The sequence below is a fragment of the Nocardiopsis sp. CA-288880 genome (assembly GCF_050955985.1).
GTDB classification, from domain to species: domain Bacteria; phylum Actinomycetota; class Actinomycetes; order Streptosporangiales; family Streptosporangiaceae; genus Nocardiopsis; species Nocardiopsis tropica.
Genome location: NZ_CP192105.1, coordinates 5,400,660 through 5,416,065, shown reverse-complemented (window position 1 = coordinate 5,416,065; position 15,406 = coordinate 5,400,660). Strand labels below are relative to the sequence as shown.

Sequence of the window (15,406 nt, the reverse complement as noted above, 5' to 3'; positions counted from 1 at the left end):
GTCGGTGCCGACGACGGGTCACTTGAGCGCTCCGCTGGAGATCCCGGCCGCCACGTACCTCTGTGCGACGACGAGCAGCACCGCGGCGGGGACGGAGGAGAGGACGGCCGCGGCCATCACGGCGCCCCAGTCGCCGACGTGCGCGCCGATGTACTCGTAGATGCCGAGCGTCACGGGCTTCACGGCGTCGGTCGTGTTCAGGGTCAGCGCGAAGAGGAAGTCCGACCACGCGAACAGGAAGGTGAACAGCCCGGCGGTGATCAGCGCGTTGCGGCTCATGGGCAGCACGATCGAGACGAGGACGCGCAGCCGCCCGCCGCCGTCGATCATCCCGGCCTCGATCACCTCCTCGGGGATGGACACCATGAAGGCGCGCAGCAGGACGATGGAGAAGGGCAGGCCCAGGGACGCGTCCGCCAGGATCAGCCCCAGGTAGGAGTTGACCAGTCCCAGGCCGACGTAGGCGTTGTAGAGCGCGTTGGCGACGACGATGCCCGGGACCATCTGGGTGATGAGGGTCGCGAACACGATCGTGTCCGCACCGCGCAGCCGGAAGCGGGCCAGGGCGTAGGCCGCCGGGGCGGCCACGGTGAGGCAGACCGCCACCGAGCCGAGCGCCACCAGGACGGAGGTGAGCAGGTTGCCCGCCTGCGACTCCCACGCCCGCTGGAAGTTGCCGAGGTCGAGCGAGCGGGGGAACCACGGGAGGCCGGCCGCCGAGGCGCCCGGCTGGAGCGCGGTGTTGACCATCCAGTACAGGGGGAAGAGCAGGACCGCCAGGACGAGGACCCCGACCACGAGGCTCACGGCGTCGCCGCGCGCCTTGCGGGTGGTCCGCGGCCGGCGCCGCGGGGAGCCCCCCGGCGTCCGCTGCCGCCGGGTCGTGGCGCCCGGGAGGCGGGCCGGGTCCCCGGTACCGCTGCGCAGTGCGCTCATCGGTTGACACCTCCGCGGTTGGCGCGCAGATAGACCGCCGCGAAGACCATGCTGAGGACGATCAGGACGTTGCCGACGACGGCGCCCTGGCCGAAGTCGAGCCGGAGGAACGACAGCTGGTAGGTGAGGGTGCCCAGCGTCTCGGTGGAGTGCGCCGGCCCCCCGTTGGTGAGCGCCAGGACCAGGTCCAGGATCTTCACGGTGGACATGAAGCCCAGCACTAGCACCACGGTCACGACGGGCCGCAGCAGGGGCAGCGTCACGGAGAAGAAGGACCGGAACGGGCCCGCGCCGTCCAGGACGGCGGCCTCGCGCAGTTCGGCGGGGATCTCCTGGAGGCCGCCGTAGAGGATCACCATGTTGAAGGGGACCCCGATCCAGATGTTGACGAGGACGACCGACAGGAGCGCCTGGTCGGGACTGCTCAGCCAGGGGACGGCCGACGAGGTGAGGTGGAGCGCCTGGAGCGCCTCGTTCAGCACGCCGGTCTCCTGGTCCAGGACGCGGCGCCACACGGTGCCCGCCACCACCATGGGGATCAGCCACGGCAGGAGGAGCAGGGAGCGCATGACCCCCGAGAGCGGGAACCGGCGGCTGAAGAAGAGGGCGAGCGCCATGCCGATGCCGAACTGCCCCGCCAGGGAGCCGACCGTGAACAGGAGGGTCCGCCACAGCGAGGCGCCGAACAGCTCGTCGGAGAAGACGGTCCGCCAGTTGTCGAGGCCGTTGAAGGGCGCCTCGCCCGTGAAGTAGGTGGAGAAGGTGTAGTCCTGGAAGCTCATCACCACGTTGCGGACCAGCGGGTACCCGAAGAACAGCAGCATGTACGCCAGCGCGGGGGCCACGAACAGCCACGGTGTGAGGGCGCGCCGCCGCGGCGCGGGGGTCCGTGTCCTCATGACCGTCCGCCCGTCTGCGACTCGACCTGTTCCTGGGCCCTCTCCATGGCGTCCTGCGGGCTCGCCCGACCGGTGAGGGCCGCTTGCAGCGCGGTGCCGATGGCCTGGGAGTAGGTGTTCCACTCGGTGCCGACGTGCTCGGTCCTGCTGCGCGCGGTGGACACCTGGTCGACGAAGGGGGACAGCTCGGGTACCTCCTCGCGGTACCGCTCCGCCGCCCAGGGGTCCAGGGGCACGTTGCTGCCCTTGGTGGACCAGTCCAGCTGCGCCTCCGGCGTGGTCAGGCAGGCGACGAGTTCGGCGGCGACCTGCTCGCGGCCGGGGTCGGCGGCGTTGACCGGCACGGTGTACGCCTCGCCGCCGATGGGGGCGACGGAGGTGTCCCCCGCCGCGGGGACGGGGATCTCCGCCACCGCCCACGCGCGCTCGGGGTGCTCGCGCAGGACCGGCATCTGCCAGGGGCCGTTCACCATCATGGCGGCGTTGCCCGCGATGAACTGGTCGTTGGCGTCGGCCTGGGTCCAGTTGACGACCGACGGCGACACCGACCCCTCCTCGACCAGCGAGACGACGTACTCGAGCGCCTCCACCGACGCGGGGGAGTCGAGCTCCCGCTCGTCGCCGCCGTTGGACCACAGCCACGGCAGGAACTGGTAGACGCCGTCCTCGGTGGCGAGGGCGCTGATGGCGAGGCCGTAGCGGTCGCCCTCGGTCAGGGCGGCGGCGGCCTCCCGCAGCTCCTCCCAGGTCGCCGGCGGTTCGATCCCCTCCCGCTCCAGGAGGTCGGCGTCGTAGAAGAGCCCGATCGAGTTCACCGACCGGGCCGCGCCGTAGTACACGCCCTCGTAGCTGCCGAAGGCGAGAGCGCTCTCGGTCAGCCCGTCCGTGGGCAGGCCGAGCCGCTCCAGGGGGACCAGGCCGCCGGCCTCCGCGAACTGGGGCAGGTCCGAGCCGTCGAGGGAGATGACGTCGGGGAGGGAGTCGGAGGAGGCCATCCTCAGGGCCTTGGGGACGAGCTGGTCGGCGGGGACGCTGAGCTGGTGCACCTCCACGCCCGCCCGGTCGCCGCAGGCGTCCATGACCTCCTGGTCCCAGGAGTGGTAGGGCTCGTCGGTGCCCGAGTTCATGATCGTGTACACGTTCGGGTCGCGCTCGGCCGCGCAGCCGACGAGGGTCAGGGTCATCGCCGCCGAGCAGGCTGCCGCGCGGACGCGGCGGCGCGGGGACGGTGGCGGGGGGCGGTGTGGGTGCATCGGGGCCCTCTTCGGCGGGGGGTGGGCGGTGCGGTCGCGTCGTGGCGCGGGCCGCGGGGGGTGTCGCCGTCGGCCCGGTGATCGGATCACCGGGCTGGGTCGGGCGGGGTCGTCGGAGGGCGGGGCGGCTCGGTCTGCGGTGGACCCGCCACCCGGGGGTCGCCGTCGTAGGAACTCGTCAGCCGGTGTCGAATCGATTCGACAGTGGGGTACAGGGGTGTGTGTCGAAGCGCTTCGACAGCAGCCCCATCGTAGGAACCCCGCCCTGGTGTGACAAGACCCCCTCGCCCCGTATCGCCTCCGGGGCGAGGGGGTCGCGGCGCGGGGCCGGGGCGGGCGGCCGGTCGGGACGGAGGGGCCCGCCGCCCGGCGCTCCCCTCCCTCCCGGGGTCCCCGACCGTCGCGGAGCGGTCGTCCCCGGCGACCTCAGCGCAGGCTGGCGCCGTACACGTGGTCGACCGTCATGGTCATCAGCACCCTGCGCTCGGAGACCATCACCGCCCGGTACTCGTCCCAGTCCGGGTGCTCGCCGGCGGCGAGGCGGTAGTAGCCGACCAGCGCCTCGACCTCGGGGCCCCCGGGGTCCGTTCCCGGGCCGGTCAGGGACGCCACGCCCTCGGCGGTGGCCCACGCGCGGCCGTCCCCGCTGGTCACCTCCAGTGTGGCGCGGGGGTCCCGGCGGAGGTTGGCCGTCTTGGCGCGCCCCTCCGTGACCGAGACGTGGATGAGGCCCGCCTCCCGGTCGTAGAAGGGCATGACGGGCGAGAGCTGGGGGCGGCCGTCCGCCTTGATGGTCGCGAGGACACCGAGCCGGCTCTCCGCGAGCAGGGTGCGGGGATCGAACGTTGTGGCTGTCATGCCCGGAGCCTAACCGGACACGGGCGGCCGTCGCCGTAGGACGTGCGGTCGCGGGGGCGGCCGGGGGCGGGGCCGCCGCGCGGGGCCTGCGTGACGCGGAGCCGGCTCCGGCGTAGGGTGTGCGGCACCGAACGGCCGGGCTCCGTCCGGCCGCCGCCACCACCGCTGGAGGCAGGTGTGCGCCTGGTCTGCGTGCTCGACACCGAGGACCTCGAGGAAACGGCCCGGTTCTGGTGCGGGGCCCTCGGCTTCGTGCGGGAGGAGAGCCAACGGCACCCCTCCTACCTCGCCCTCCTGGACCCCGGTGGGCGGTGGCCGGACCTGCTGCTCCAGAAGGTGCCCGAACCCTCCCGGGGCAAGAACCGCATGCACCTGGACATGGTCGTCCCCGACCTGGAGGCCGAGGCGGAGAGGGTGATCCGGCTGGGCGCCCGGCGGGTGCGTCCGACCTTCGAGGAGGCGGGGGACCTCATCGCGGTCCTGGCCGACCCCGAGGGCAACGAGTTCTGCCTGGTCCAGCAGCTCGAAGGAGCGCGGGAGGCGTAGGCGGGACCCGTGCGCGGCTACGCGGGCCGCGGGGCGTAGGCGATCCCGGGGAGGCCGGGCAGGACGGCGAACGCCGCGCGCAGGCGGCGCGCGAGGTCGTCGGCGCCGGGCGTCCCGTCCTGGGCGCCCCAGTCGCCCAGCGCCTGGTTGAAGGACGCGACGAGCATGTCGAGCGCCAGTCGCGCCCCCAGGTCGTCCGGGGAGGGGAGCTCGAGCCGCCGGTACAGGATCGCCATGGCCGTGCGGGTCGTGCGGTCGCAGAAGTGGCGGGCCTGCGCGTCCATCGACGGCGTCCGCTCGGCCAGCCTCTGGCTGAGCAGGAGCTGCCGCGTCCACCCTTCGTCGCCCGTCCGGTCGAGGGCGGCCAGGAGTCCGTCCTGGAGGAACCCCAGGAGCGTCGAGTCCCCGGCGGAGCGGGTCTCCAGCTCGCCGAGGCAGGCCGTCCACAGGTCCTGGCCGGGGGCCAGGGCCACGTCCTCCTTGCTGGTGAAGTTCCGGAAGAACGTGCGCTCGGAGACCTCGACGGCCTCGCACAGGTCGTGGAGCGTCGCGCCGTCGAAGCCGTGTTCGGTGAACAGCTCCAGGGCCGTGGTGACCAGCCGCTGCCGGGTGAGGAGCTTCTTGCGTTCGCGCAGGGACAGGGACGGCCGCGGTGAAGAGGGGGACGAAGGGGACGTAGCGGTCGACATGGCGGTCAGCCTAGCATGCGCTTCACAGGTAAATGCTGGTTGACGGCTTATGCCTATCACCGGCACTATTGTGGCCGTTGCCCTGTTCATCGCTCGGAAGGCGGACCTCCCATGCGCGCACTGCTCGTCGACCACTCGGTTCACGGAGGACTGCGGCTCGGCCGGGTCCCCGACCCCCGCCCGGAGCCGCACCAGGCCCTGGTCCGCGTGACGGCGACCTCCCTCAACCACGGCGAGGTCTCCGGTATCCGGAAAGCGCCGGAGGGGGCCGTGCTCGGCTGGGACGCCGCCGGGACGGTGGAGCGGGCGGCCGCGGACGGCTCGGGGCCTCCCGCCGGCGCCCCCGTGGTGACCCTCGGCGCCGGCGGGGCGTGGGCCGAACTTCGCGCCGTGGACACCGCGATGGTCGGAACCGTCCCGGCGGGGGCCGACCCCGGGGCGATCAGCACCGTCCCCGTCGCCGGCGCCAGCGCGCTGCGCGCCCTGCACCGCATCGGCCCGATCCTGGCCAAGCGGGTGCTGGTCACCGGGGCCTCGGGCGGCGTCGGCCGCTACGCCGTCCAGCTGGCGAGGCGGGGCGGGGCCCACGTGATCGCGTCCACGGGAGCGCCCGAACGCCACGGCGACGGCCTGCGCGCCCTGGGTGCGCACGAGGTCGTCGCCTCCCCCGACCGGGTCGCCGAGCCGGTGGACGGGGTGGTGGAGCTGGTCGGCGGCCGACAGCTCGTGGACGCCTACGGCCTCCTGGCGCCGCACGGCACCCTCGTCGCCGTGGGGCACTCGGCCGCGGAGGGGGAGGTGTTCCCCTACGGTGCGCTGATCGGCGACGGCGGGCGCCACGACCGCTCGCTCGTCACCTTCTTCCTCCCCGCCGCCCCCGGACTCGCCGCCGACCTGACGTGGCTCGCGGCCCGGGTGGCCGCGGGCGAACTCGACCCGCAGACGTCCTGGCGCGGCGGTTGGGGCCGGGCCGCGGAGGCGGTCGAGCTCCTGTTGGGCAGGCAGCTGCACGGCAAGGCGGTCCTGGACCTGCTCTGAGGGCCCGCCCGTCCCGGATCGGCCGGGGCGGCCGGCGCGGCCCGGCCCGGCTCATCCGGCGGCGAACAGCTGCCTGTAGTGCGCGATGAGCTCCTCGTCCGGGCCGGTCCCCTGCGGGGCGGGCCGCCCGTCGAGGGCCGCGGCGAGGCCCTCCAGGCACGTGTCCCACCCCGCGGCCGTGTTCGCCGTCCACTCCGGCAGTTCCCGGCCCGCGTGCCGACCGGCTCCGCGCGCGGGGAAGCGCAGGGCGGGCGCGGCCGGGCGTGCCGGTGACCGGCGCCCGCCGTGCCGGGAACGGCGGGCCGCGGGCGGATACGATGCGGCTCCGACCGTGACAGCGCGTCCGAGAGGAGCCGGGATGAGGGCCAACAGGATTCCGACCGAGGAGATCAGGCGGGAGCCGGCGGCGTTCGACGACAGGGTCACCGCGGACGGCCGGTTCGGCCGTGCCGCCGAGCCCGGACGCTTCCGCCTGGTGGTCAGCCGGGCCTGTCCGTGGGCGCACCGGGTCGTGGTCGTGCGGCGGCTCATGGGCCTGGAGGGGGCGGTCTCCCTGGCCGTCACCGACCCCCGGCAGGAGGACATCGACGGGGACCCGCACTGGGTGTTCACCGAGGAGACCGGCAGCCCCGGGGACAGGGACCCCGTCCTCGGCATCCACGCCCTGCGCGAGGCCTACCTCGCCCGCGACCCGCACTACGACGGCGGTGTCAGCGTTCCCGGCCTGGTCGACGTGGACAACGGGCACCTGGTCTCCAACGACTACGACCGGCTCTCCCTGGACATGGCCGCCGAGTGGGGCGGCCTCGTCCGGGACGGGGCGCCGGACCTGTACCCCGCGCCGCTGCGCGACGAGATCGAGGCCCTGGGCGCGGACGTCTACCGGGACCTCAACAACGGCGTCTACCGCGCGGGTTTCGCACCGGACCAGGCGCACTACGACGCCGCGGTCGCCGGGGTCTTCGCCCGCCTCGACGCACTGGAGGAGCGCCTCGCCGCCCGGCGCTACCTCGTCGGCGACACCGTCACGATGGCCGACATCAGGCTGTTCACGACCCTGGTCCGGTTCGACTCCGTGTACCACGGCCACTTCAAGTGCAACATCAGGAAGCTGGCCGAGTACCCGGCGCTGTGGGCCTACGCCCGCGACCTGTTCCAGACGCCGGGCTTCGGGGACACCACCGACCACGACCACATCCGCGTCCACTACTACTACGTGCACACGGGCATCAACCCGACCAGGATCATCGCCGCCGGCCCCGATCCGCGGGGCTGGCTCACCGCCCACCACCGGGAGGAACTCGGAGGGAGCCCCTTCGGCGCGGGGACCGCGCCGGGCCCGGTGCCCGAGGGCGAGCGCGTATGACCGCCGCCGACGGAGGGGCCGCGGGCCCCGGCGGCCCCCGCCCGCGCAGGTACGACCTGGTCCTGTTCGGGGCGACCGGGTTCACCGGCGGGCTCACCGCCGAGTACCTGGCCCGGAACGCGCCGGCCGGGACCCGGTGGGCCCTCGCGGGGCGCGACGAGGGCCGTCTCGCCGCCGTGAGGGAGCGGCTGGCGCGGACCGACCCCGCTCTGGCGGGCCTGGACCTGCTCGTCGCGGACTCGGGGGACCCGGTGTCGCTGAGGGCGGTGGCCGAGGCGTCCCGGGTGGTCGCGACCACGGTCGGGCCCTACATCCGCCACGGCGACGGGCTCGTCGCGGCGTGCGCGCGGGCGGGGACGGACTACGTCGACCTGTGCGGCGAACCCGAGTTCGTCGACCGCACCTACCTGCGCCGGCACGCCGAGGCGGTCGACAGCGGGGCCCGGATCGTGCACAGCTGCGGTTTCGACTCCGTGCCCCACGACCTGGGCGCGTACTTCACCGTCGGCCTCCTCCCCGAGGGGGTCCCCCTCCGGGTGGAGGGGTTCGTCAGCGCCTCGGCCGCCGTGTCCGGGGGCACGTTCCACTCGGCGGTGACGGCGTTCTCGCGCCTGGGGGCGGGAGCCGCGGCCGCCCGGCGGCGCCGGGAGCGGGAGCGGTCGGAAGGGGACGGCGGCCGCAGGGCGCGGGGACTGCCCCCCGTACCGCGCCGGGAGGGCAGGCTCGGCGTCTGGGCCCTGCCGCTGCCCACCGTCGACCCGCAGGTCGTCCTGCGCTCCGCCCGGGCGCTCGAACGCTACGGGCCCGACTTCTCCTACGGCCACTACGCGGCCGTCGGGAGGCTGCCGAGCGCGGTCGGGATCGCCGGGGGCGCCCTGGGCCTGGCGGCGCTCGCGCAGGTGCCGCCTGCGCGGGAGTGGCTGCTGAAGCGGATGGGGGCGGGCGAGGGGCCGTCGCCGGAACGGCGCGAGCGGTCGTGGTTCAGGGTGGTGTTCCTGGGCGAGGGCGGCGGCGAGCGCGTGGTCACGGAGGTGTCGGGGGGAGACCCGGGCTACGGGGAGACCGCGAGGATGCTCGCGGAGTCCGCGCTGTGCCTGGCCTTCGACGACCTCCCGCCCGTGGCGGGGCAGGTCACCACGGCCACCGCCATGGGGGACGCGCTGACGGCGCGGCTCCCGGACCTGGGGTTCCGGGTCCGGGCCCACTGGTCGTAGGGCCTCGCGGCCCCGGGGCGCACGCGCGGCCGCGGCGGGGCCGCGCGTGCGCCGTGCGGGAACCGTGCCCGCGGGGCGTCGGGGGCCGTGTGCCCCGCGCCTCGGGACCCGCGCCCCGGAGGGGGCGGCGCGATCGGGCACTCAGAGGGCGCGGGCGTGCTCGCGCAGGATCCGGACGGCCTCGGCGACGGCGGGGCGGCGCGAGGTCCCCGCCCGCCAGAGCACGGACACGCCGCGCACCGGACAGGGGTCCAGCGGCTTGACCACGACCGTGGCGGGGAGGTCGCCGCGTCCCAGGCGGGGGACCAGGGCCACGCCCAGGCCGGCCCCGACCAGGGCGATCTGGGTCTGGTACTCGGCCACGAAATGGGCGAAGTCGGGCTCGGTCCCCACGGAGCGCAGCGTGCGCGTCAGCCAGTCGTGGCAGACGGTCCCCGGCGGCTGGCAGATCCAGCGGGCGTCCGCCACGTCCTCGCGGTGCAGGACCGCCCTGTCGGAGAGCGGGTGGTCGCGGGGCAGCAGGACGTCGCACCTGTCCTCGCCGACGACCTCCCGGGACACCCCGTCGGGAACGGTCATCGGCGCGATGTCCCAGTCGTGGACCACGGCCAGGTCCACCGTGCCTTGGGCGACCATGTGCGGGGTGGCGTGGGGGTCCTCCTCGAACAGGCGCAGGTCGAGGGCGGGGTGGGCCGCCGCCAGTTCGGCCAGCGCCCCGGGGAGCAGGCCCCGCGCGGCCGTCGAGAAGGCGGCCACGGTCAGCCGCCCGGTGGGCCTCCCGCGCCGCTCCTCCAGCGCCACCTCGGCCTCCTCCACGAGGGAGAGCACCCGGGCGGCCGTGCCCACGAGCGTCCCGGCGGCGTCGGTGAGCACGACCCCCCGCCCCCGGCGCTCCAGGAGCGTGGTCCCGGTCTCACGTTCGAGCTTGGCGATCTGCTGGGAGACCGCCGACGGGGTGTAGCCGAGCGCCTTGGCGGCGGAGCTGACGGAACCGTGGACGTGCACCGCATGCAGGGAACGGAGCCTGGAGAGGTCGAGCACGGGAGCGTCCTCCGTCGGTCGGGCACCGGTGATCGTTCAGCACCGCTGAAGAGAAGTATGTAGGACATTTCGCTGGTGCTTAAACCAGGGGTCCCCCCATCATCGGTTCCATGCGTCCCCTTCACACGTTCCTCGCCGTCCTCGTCGCCCTGGTGTGGGGAGTCAACTTCGTCGTCATCGAGGTCGGCCTCGACCACTTCCCACCGCTCCTGTTCTCCGCCCTGCGCTTCCTGGCGGCGGCCCTTCCCGCCGTCTTCTTCGTGCGCCGCCCCCGGGTGGCCCTGGGCTGGGTCGTCCTCGTGGGCCTGGTGCTGGGCGTGGCCAAGTTCGGCCTGGTCTTCCTCGGCATGGACCTGGGCATGCCGGCCGGGCTGGCGTCCCTGGTCCTCCAGGTCCAGGCGGTGTTCACGGCGGTCATCGCCGCGGTCTTCCTCGGGGAGAGGCCGGGTCCCGTCCGCTGCGCGGGGATGGCCGTCGCCCTGGGAGGGATCGGCGTCGCCGCCTACGACCAGGGCGCCACGGGGCCGGTGGCGGGCTTCGTGCTCGTCGTGGCCGCCGCCGCGTTCTGGGGGCTGTCCAACGTGCTGACCCGCAAGGCCGCGCCCCCCGACGCCCTGAGCTGGATGGTCTGGGTCAGCCTGGTGCCGCCGCTGCCGATGTTCGCCCTGTCGCTGCTGGTGGAGGGGCCCGAGGCGGGGCTGGCCGCGCTGAGGGGGCTGGACCCCGCGGGGGTGGGCGTGATCGTCTACGTCGCCTGGATCTCCACGCTCTTCGCGTTCGGGGTGTGGGGGTTCCTGCTCCGCCACTACGACGCCTCCACCGTCGCCCCCTTCTCGCTGCTGGTCCCGGTGTTCGGCATGTCCTCGGCCGCGCTGCTGCTCGGCGAGAGGGTCACCCCGCTGAGCCTGGCGGCGGCCGTGCTCCTGGTCGGCGGGGTCGCGCTCGCCTCGCTCGGCCGCAGGGGCGCCGGCAGCGGCGCACCGCGGGTCCCCGGGGCGGCGGCGCCCCCCGCTTCCGGGGCGGAGGGCGACCCGGACGGGCCCCGCCCGGTCCCCGTCCCCGGGGTCTAGCCGGGAACCGCGCCCGGCTCGGGCCGTTCCGGCGGGCGCCGGGCGAAGTCCGGTGCGTGCTCGGGGCGCAGGCCCACCCCGATGAGGCGGGCGGGCACGTACGCGAGCCGGGGCACGCGCGTCAGGAGCGCCAGCAGCGGCGCGGGCGGGCCCGGCCGCCTGCCGCGGATGATCGGCTCGACCATCCCGCGGTGCATCAGCCGCTGCAGGAGCTGGACCCCGGCGGTCGGCAGGAGGCGGCGCCTGCGGACCGCCGCCAGGTCGCGGCCGGTGACCGACCGGTGCAGGAGCGGCCGGGCCAGCAGGGCGGCCGCGGCGACGGCGTCCTGCACGGCGAGGTTGATGCCCACGCCCCCGACCGGGGACATCGCGTGCGCCGCGTCGCCGATGCACAGCAGCCCGTCGGCGTGCCAGCGCCGCAGCCGGTCGAGCCGCACGTCCAGGTGTTTGACCTCGTCCATGGACCCCAGCGCCCCGACGCGGTCGGCCAGCTCCGGCATCAGTTCGGCGATGTCGTCCCGGAAGGCCGCGATCCCCCTCCCTCGCAGCGCGGCGTCGGTGCCCTTGCGCGCGATGTAGGCGAGTTGGAGGTAGCCCTCGCGCGGGATGACCAGGGCGAACCGGCCCCGCCCCGCACGCGGCGTCAGGGCCCTGCCGTCCGCCGGAGCCCCGGGCAGCCGGAACCACCAGGCGTCGATCCCCACGGGGAACCTCCGGGTGGGCAGTTGCGCCTCGCGGCGTGCGAGCGACCAGCGGCCGTCGCAGGCCACCGTCAGGTCGGCGCGCAGAACCCCGCCCCGGTGCGGGGCCCCGTCCTCCCCGGTGTCCCCCGGGCCTTCGGCGCGGGGCCGGTGGCGTACGCCGACGATCCGGCCGGCCTCGCGCACCAGACCGGTGGCCTCGGTGCTCATGCGGAGCGTGAACCCCGGTTCGTCCCGTCCGGCCTCGGCCAGCAGGTTCAGCAGGTCCCACTGCGGGACCATCGCGATGTAGGGGTGGCGCACCCGCAGGAGGCGGAAGTCCGCGACGGTCACCGTGCGTCCGCCGCCGACGGGGAACGCGGCCCCGCTCAGCCTGCTCTGCGGGAGCCGGGCGAACCGCTCGCCCAGCCCCAGTTCGTCCAGCAGGTCCATGGTGGAGGGGTGGACGGTGTCCCCGCGGAAGTCCCTCAGGAAGTCGGCGTGCTTCTCCAGCACCGTCACCTCGACGCCGGCGCGTGCCAGGAGCAGTCCCAGGACCATCCCGGCGGGGCCGCCGCCGATGATCGCGCAGGTCGTTCTGTCGTTCATCGGGACTCCCGGGAGGTGGTCGGGGCGGTCGGGCGGCGCGGGCCCGCCGGCGCGCCGCAGGGCGGGGCGGCGGACGTGTCGGCGGTGACTGCGGTGGGCGGGCTGTGCATGGACGGCTCCTCGGGATCAGTCGGTGCGCGGCTCCGGCGGGATCGCGGCGGCCCTGAGGAACGCGTCGGCGAACACCGCGCAGGTCTCCTCCGGGTCGGGGAGATCCGCGCCCGGCACGCCCCGGAGGGCGGGGCGCAGTATCGAGTGGACGGCGATCGGGCCGATCATCTGCTGCATGAGCAGGGGGACGGGCAGGTCGCGGATGCGGCCCGCGGCGATCTCCCCCGCGAGCCACGCGCCCAGCCCCGCGAGCATCCGCGGGAAGACGAGCCGGGAGACGAGGTCCGCGGCGGGGCCCTCGGGCCGGGCGAACACGTCGGCCAGGAGGGCGGGCAGCACACGCGGCTCCCGGCCGAGCCCGGCCGCCACCAGGCGGTAGATCCCGTGGACCCGCGTCCGGAGGTCCTCCCCGGGCCGGGCGACCGCCTCCTCCAGGTCGAGGATGGGGCTGTACCGCTCGAACACCGCTCGGAGGAGCCCGTCCCGGCCGCCGAAGGCCGCGTAGAGGCTGTGCACCGAGCACTCCGCGGACGCGGCGACCGCCTCCAGCGTGGCGGAGGCCAGGCCCTGTCCGCTGATCAGCCCCGCCGCGGCCTCGACGGCGCGCGCCCTGACCGGGCGCCTCCCGCCGGGGTCGACGCCGGCGGCGCGCACCGCCTCGTCCAGGGCCCCGCGGGAGCCCCCGACGCGGCGCAGCAGGGTGCTGCGGGAGACGCCCGCCTCCTCCGCGATCGCGACCAGGGGCACGTCGGCCACATCCTTCCCCAGGTTCTCGGCGGCGCGGACCGCCGCGCCCACGAGGTCGTCCGGGACGGTACTGCGTGTTGGTTCTGACATCAACTTCAAGGTAACCCGTAACCGAGTTCCAGACAAGGGGGCGGGAGCGCGAACCCGTCGCGCTCCCGCCCCGTGCCGCGCGCCTCCCGCTCCGCGCGCCTCCCGCTCCGCGCGCCTCCCGCGAGGCCGGGGATCAGCCGTCCGCCTCCGGCCTCCTCGCCGTCGCGAAGCGCGGGCGCTCCGTCGCCGGAGGGAGCCCGTCGGAGGACTCCAGCGGTGCGAGCAGCGCGAAGAGCTCCCGGCGCAGTTCCTCCAGCAGGTCGGCGGGAAGGTGTTCGTAGAAGGACCGGATGCCGGTGGACCAGGTCCACTCCCACCACGCGGCGGCGTCGCGGAAGACGAACCGCGCGGTCTCCTCGCGGGCCCGGACGTCGGTGAACCCCGCCGCCTCCAGCAGGGTCCCGGGGTCCACGCCGTAGACCCTCCGGCGGAACACGGAGCTCCCGGCGCGTTCGGCGTAGGACCGGAAGACCTCCCGGACCTCCTCGAGGTCGCCCGGCACCAGGGGCGTGGACGGGACCGAGACCGCGCAGCGCCCTCCCGGCCTGAGCGCGCGGCGGAAGCCGTCCACCGCGGCCCCGGGGTCGGGCATGGCGAACAGGGCGAAGGCGCACAGCACCACGTCGTAGGAGGACTCCGGGACAGTGAGGGCCTGGGCGTCCATCCGCGCGGCCCACGCGTTGGCCGTGCCGCCCGCCTCGATGTCCGCCGCGAGGTGCGCCACCATCGCCGGGGAGAGGTCGACGCCGTCGACCCTGCCCCCGGGACCGACGCGCTCCGCGGCCGGGAACAGGCACGCGCCCCGCCCGGCGGCGACGTCGAGCACGCGCTCGCCGGGAGCGGGCGCCGCCAGGTCCACCAGACGCCGTCCGAACGTCCGGAAGTAGGCGACGTGCGGGTCGTACCCGGGGGCGCACCTGTCGTACACGGAGGCGTTCACCCGGGGAGGCCCGCTCACCGGACGATCCTCGTGGCCGGGGCCTGTGCCAGGGACTCCTTCAGGACCGCGGCGATCGTGTCGATGTCCTCCTCGGTGTGGGCCGTGCTCAGGAACCAGGGCTCGTCGGGGTTGGGGTGGAAGTACAGCCCGCGCCGCTGGCAGGCGGACTGCAGGGCGCGGTGTGCGGCGCGGTCCACCGCCGAAGCCTCGTCCAGGAGTGCCATCGACAGCACGGAGCCGACCCGTTCGAACAGCACCGACCTCCCGGCGGCGGTGGCCGCCTCGCGGACGCGGTCCTCGGCGTACGCGCCCAGGGCCTCCAGGTCGTCGTAGAGGTCCGGGGCGGAGCGGATCTTGGTCAGCGTGGCGGCGACGGCGCGCAGGGCGGCGTGGTTGCCCGCGTAGACGCCCGCGTGGAACGCCTCGTAGGTGGTGAGCGGTTCCATGGCCTCGCGGGACCCGCCGAAGGCCGCCACGGGGAAGCCCCCGCCCATCACCTTGGACAGCACGGTGAGGTCGGGGATGACGCCGTACCGCTCCTGGGCGCCTCCGCGCGCCACCCGGAACCCGGTGATCACCTCGTCGAAGACCAGCACCGCGCCCTTCTCCCGGGTGCGCAGCCTCAGCAGCTCCAGGAAGCCGGGGGCCGGGGGCACCACCCCGGCGTTGGCCAGGACCGGCTCGCAGAGGACCGCGCCCAGCTCGCCGCCGTACTCGGCGAACACCCGCTCCACGGCGGCCGCGTCGTTCCAGGGGATCTGGATCGTGTGGCTCATCGCCTCGGGGATCATCCCCGCCGCGCCGGGCCGGGGGCGGTAGCCCTCGGCCCCCGGGGCGCGCAGCAGGGTCTCGCTCCAGCCGTGGTAGTGCCCCTCGAAGGTGAGGAGCAGGGGGCGGCCCGAAATCGCGCGCGCCAGCCGCACCGCCGACATCAGCGCCTCGGTGCCGGAGTTGGCGAACCGCAGCTGCTCGACGCCGGGGACCAGTTCGGCGACCAGGCCCGCCGCCTCGCGGTCCAGGCGGTGCGGCAGCCCCGTGAGGTGCCCCCGTCCGAACTGGTCGGCGATCTGGTCGGTGACCTCCCGGTCGGCGTAGCCGAAGACGTGCGGACCGTAGCCCATGTTGGCGTCGATCAGCTCGTTGCCCTCCACGTCGCGGATGCGGCAGCCGGACGCCGACTCCACGACGAGGGGCGTCACGACGCCCCTGGCCCGCATGTTGCTGCTGACCCCGCCCGCGACGACCGTGTGGATGGCGTCGTAGGCCGCCTTGTTGGAGGCCGGGGCCGTCGCGTTCGTGCTGGTGTCCGTCATCGGTGT

At 74.9% G+C, this 15,406-nt stretch carries 15 protein-coding genes; 5 read left to right on the top strand and 10 right to left on the bottom strand.

The features are described from left to right. Window positions 1–18: 18 nt before the first annotated feature. The 4 genes from ACQPYD_RS23450 to ACQPYD_RS23435 form a co-directional block, all read right to left on the bottom strand. Window positions 19–936, bottom strand: coding sequence for a carbohydrate ABC transporter permease (locus ACQPYD_RS23450; RefSeq protein ID WP_433697723.1), 918 nt, complete (start codon window positions 934–936; stop codon window positions 19–21). Then, entirely contained in the window at window positions 933–1,835 is a 903-nt protein-coding gene (locus ACQPYD_RS23445) for a carbohydrate ABC transporter permease (protein WP_433697722.1), read from the bottom strand. Before ACQPYD_RS23445 ends, ACQPYD_RS23450 begins: the two co-directional genes overlap by 4 nt. Beyond that, entirely contained in the window at window positions 1,832–3,019 is a 1,188-nt protein-coding gene (locus ACQPYD_RS23440; protein WP_433697721.1) for a sugar ABC transporter substrate-binding protein, read from the bottom strand. The genes ACQPYD_RS23445 and ACQPYD_RS23440 overlap by 4 nt, the downstream gene beginning before the upstream one ends. Before the next feature lie 495 nt (window positions 3,020–3,514). After that, on the bottom strand, window positions 3,515–3,946 hold the full coding sequence (locus ACQPYD_RS23435) for a PPOX class F420-dependent oxidoreductase (protein ID WP_433697720.1): 432 nt from the start codon (window positions 3,944–3,946) through the stop codon (window positions 3,515–3,517). A gap of 177 nt (window positions 3,947–4,123) precedes the next feature. On the opposite strand from ACQPYD_RS23435, the gene ACQPYD_RS23430 reads away from it, so the two are divergent. Next, on the top strand, window positions 4,124–4,492 hold the full coding sequence (locus ACQPYD_RS23430) for a VOC family protein (protein ID WP_433697719.1): 369 nt from the start codon (window positions 4,124–4,126) through the stop codon (window positions 4,490–4,492). Between the two features lie 17 nt (window positions 4,493–4,509). Here the strand turns inward: ACQPYD_RS23430 and ACQPYD_RS23425 are convergent, their stop codons facing one another. Continuing rightward, window positions 4,510–5,181, bottom strand: a complete 672-nt coding sequence (locus ACQPYD_RS23425; RefSeq protein ID WP_433697718.1) for a TetR/AcrR family transcriptional regulator — start codon at window positions 5,179–5,181, stop codon at window positions 4,510–4,512. 111 nt (window positions 5,182–5,292) lie between these two features. On the opposite strand from ACQPYD_RS23425, the gene ACQPYD_RS23420 reads away from it, so the two are divergent. The 3 genes from ACQPYD_RS23420 (at window position 5,293) to ACQPYD_RS23410 (ending at window position 8,799) form a co-directional block, all read left to right on the top strand. Next, the gene (locus ACQPYD_RS23420) at window positions 5,293–6,219 is read left to right on the top strand and encodes a zinc-binding dehydrogenase (RefSeq protein ID WP_433697717.1); all 927 of its coding nucleotides are present in this window, start codon (window positions 5,293–5,295) and stop codon (window positions 6,217–6,219) included. Window positions 6,220–6,577: 358 nt separating this feature from the next. Beyond that, window positions 6,578–7,585 (top strand): glutathione S-transferase family protein, encoded by a 1,008-nt coding sequence (locus tag ACQPYD_RS23415; RefSeq protein WP_433697716.1) that lies wholly within the window; start codon window positions 6,578–6,580, stop codon window positions 7,583–7,585. Next, window positions 7,582–8,799 (top strand): saccharopine dehydrogenase family protein, encoded by a 1,218-nt coding sequence (locus ACQPYD_RS23410; protein WP_433697715.1) that lies wholly within the window; start codon window positions 7,582–7,584, stop codon window positions 8,797–8,799. Before ACQPYD_RS23415 ends, ACQPYD_RS23410 begins: the two co-directional genes overlap by 4 nt. A gap of 141 nt (window positions 8,800–8,940) precedes the next feature. On the opposite strand, the gene ACQPYD_RS23405 is transcribed toward ACQPYD_RS23410, so the two are convergent. Then, a complete protein-coding gene (locus ACQPYD_RS23405; RefSeq protein ID WP_433697714.1) occupies window positions 8,941–9,840 on the bottom strand; it encodes a LysR family transcriptional regulator in 900 nt (299 codons plus the stop codon). Between the two features lie 110 nt (window positions 9,841–9,950). Between ACQPYD_RS23405 and ACQPYD_RS23400 the strand changes: the two genes are divergently transcribed. After that, window positions 9,951–10,910, top strand: coding sequence for an EamA family transporter (locus ACQPYD_RS23400; protein ID WP_433697713.1), 960 nt, complete (start codon window positions 9,951–9,953; stop codon window positions 10,908–10,910). Here ACQPYD_RS23400 and ACQPYD_RS23395 read toward each other — a convergent pair. From ACQPYD_RS23395 to ACQPYD_RS23380, 4 genes are all read right to left on the bottom strand, one after another. Further along, entirely contained in the window at window positions 10,907–12,199 is a 1,293-nt protein-coding gene (locus tag ACQPYD_RS23395; protein WP_433697712.1) for an FAD-dependent oxidoreductase, read from the bottom strand. The genes ACQPYD_RS23400 and ACQPYD_RS23395 overlap by 4 nt on opposite strands. 126 nt (window positions 12,200–12,325) lie before the next feature. Next, window positions 12,326–13,147, bottom strand: coding sequence for a TetR/AcrR family transcriptional regulator (locus ACQPYD_RS23390; RefSeq protein WP_433697711.1), 822 nt, complete (start codon window positions 13,145–13,147; stop codon window positions 12,326–12,328). A gap of 133 nt (window positions 13,148–13,280) precedes the next feature. Beyond that, window positions 13,281–14,105, bottom strand: a complete 825-nt coding sequence (locus ACQPYD_RS23385; protein WP_433697710.1) for a class I SAM-dependent methyltransferase — start codon at window positions 14,103–14,105, stop codon at window positions 13,281–13,283. After that, entirely contained in the window at window positions 14,102–15,400 is a 1,299-nt protein-coding gene (locus tag ACQPYD_RS23380) for an aspartate aminotransferase family protein (protein ID WP_433697709.1), read from the bottom strand. Before ACQPYD_RS23380 ends, ACQPYD_RS23385 begins: the two co-directional genes overlap by 4 nt. Between the last annotated feature and the right edge of the window lie 6 nt (window positions 15,401–15,406).

Bases quoted from the DNA above. Each gene is read 5' to 3' on its own strand.
- ACQPYD_RS23450 (WP_433697723.1), bottom strand. From the start codon at position 936: ATGAGCGCACTGCGCAGCGGTACCGGGGACCCGGCCCGCCTCCCGGGC.
- ACQPYD_RS23445 (WP_433697722.1), bottom strand. From the start codon at position 1,835: ATGAGGACACGGACCCCCGCGCCGCGGCGGCGCGCCCTCACACCGTGG.
- ACQPYD_RS23440 (WP_433697721.1), bottom strand. From the start codon at position 3,019: ATGACCCTGACCCTCGTCGGCTGCGCGGCCGAGCGCGACCCGAACGTG.
- ACQPYD_RS23435 (WP_433697720.1), bottom strand. From the start codon at position 3,946: ATGACAGCCACAACGTTCGATCCCCGCACCCTGCTCGCGGAGAGCCGG.
- ACQPYD_RS23425 (WP_433697718.1), bottom strand. From the start codon at position 5,181: ATGTCGACCGCTACGTCCCCTTCGTCCCCCTCTTCACCGCGGCCGTCC.
- ACQPYD_RS23420 (WP_433697717.1), top strand. From the start codon at position 5,293: ATGCGCGCACTGCTCGTCGACCACTCGGTTCACGGAGGACTGCGGCTC.
- ACQPYD_RS23415 (WP_433697716.1), top strand. From the start codon at position 6,578: ATGAGGGCCAACAGGATTCCGACCGAGGAGATCAGGCGGGAGCCGGCG.
- ACQPYD_RS23410 (WP_433697715.1), top strand. From the start codon at position 7,582: ATGACCGCCGCCGACGGAGGGGCCGCGGGCCCCGGCGGCCCCCGCCCG.
- ACQPYD_RS23400 (WP_433697713.1), top strand. From the start codon at position 9,951: ATGCGTCCCCTTCACACGTTCCTCGCCGTCCTCGTCGCCCTGGTGTGG.
- ACQPYD_RS23395 (WP_433697712.1), bottom strand. From the start codon at position 12,199: ATGAACGACAGAACGACCTGCGCGATCATCGGCGGCGGCCCCGCCGGG.
- ACQPYD_RS23390 (WP_433697711.1), bottom strand. From the start codon at position 13,147: ATGTCAGAACCAACACGCAGTACCGTCCCGGACGACCTCGTGGGCGCG.
- ACQPYD_RS23380 (WP_433697709.1), bottom strand. From the start codon at position 15,400: ATGACGGACACCAGCACGAACGCGACGGCCCCGGCCTCCAACAAGGCG.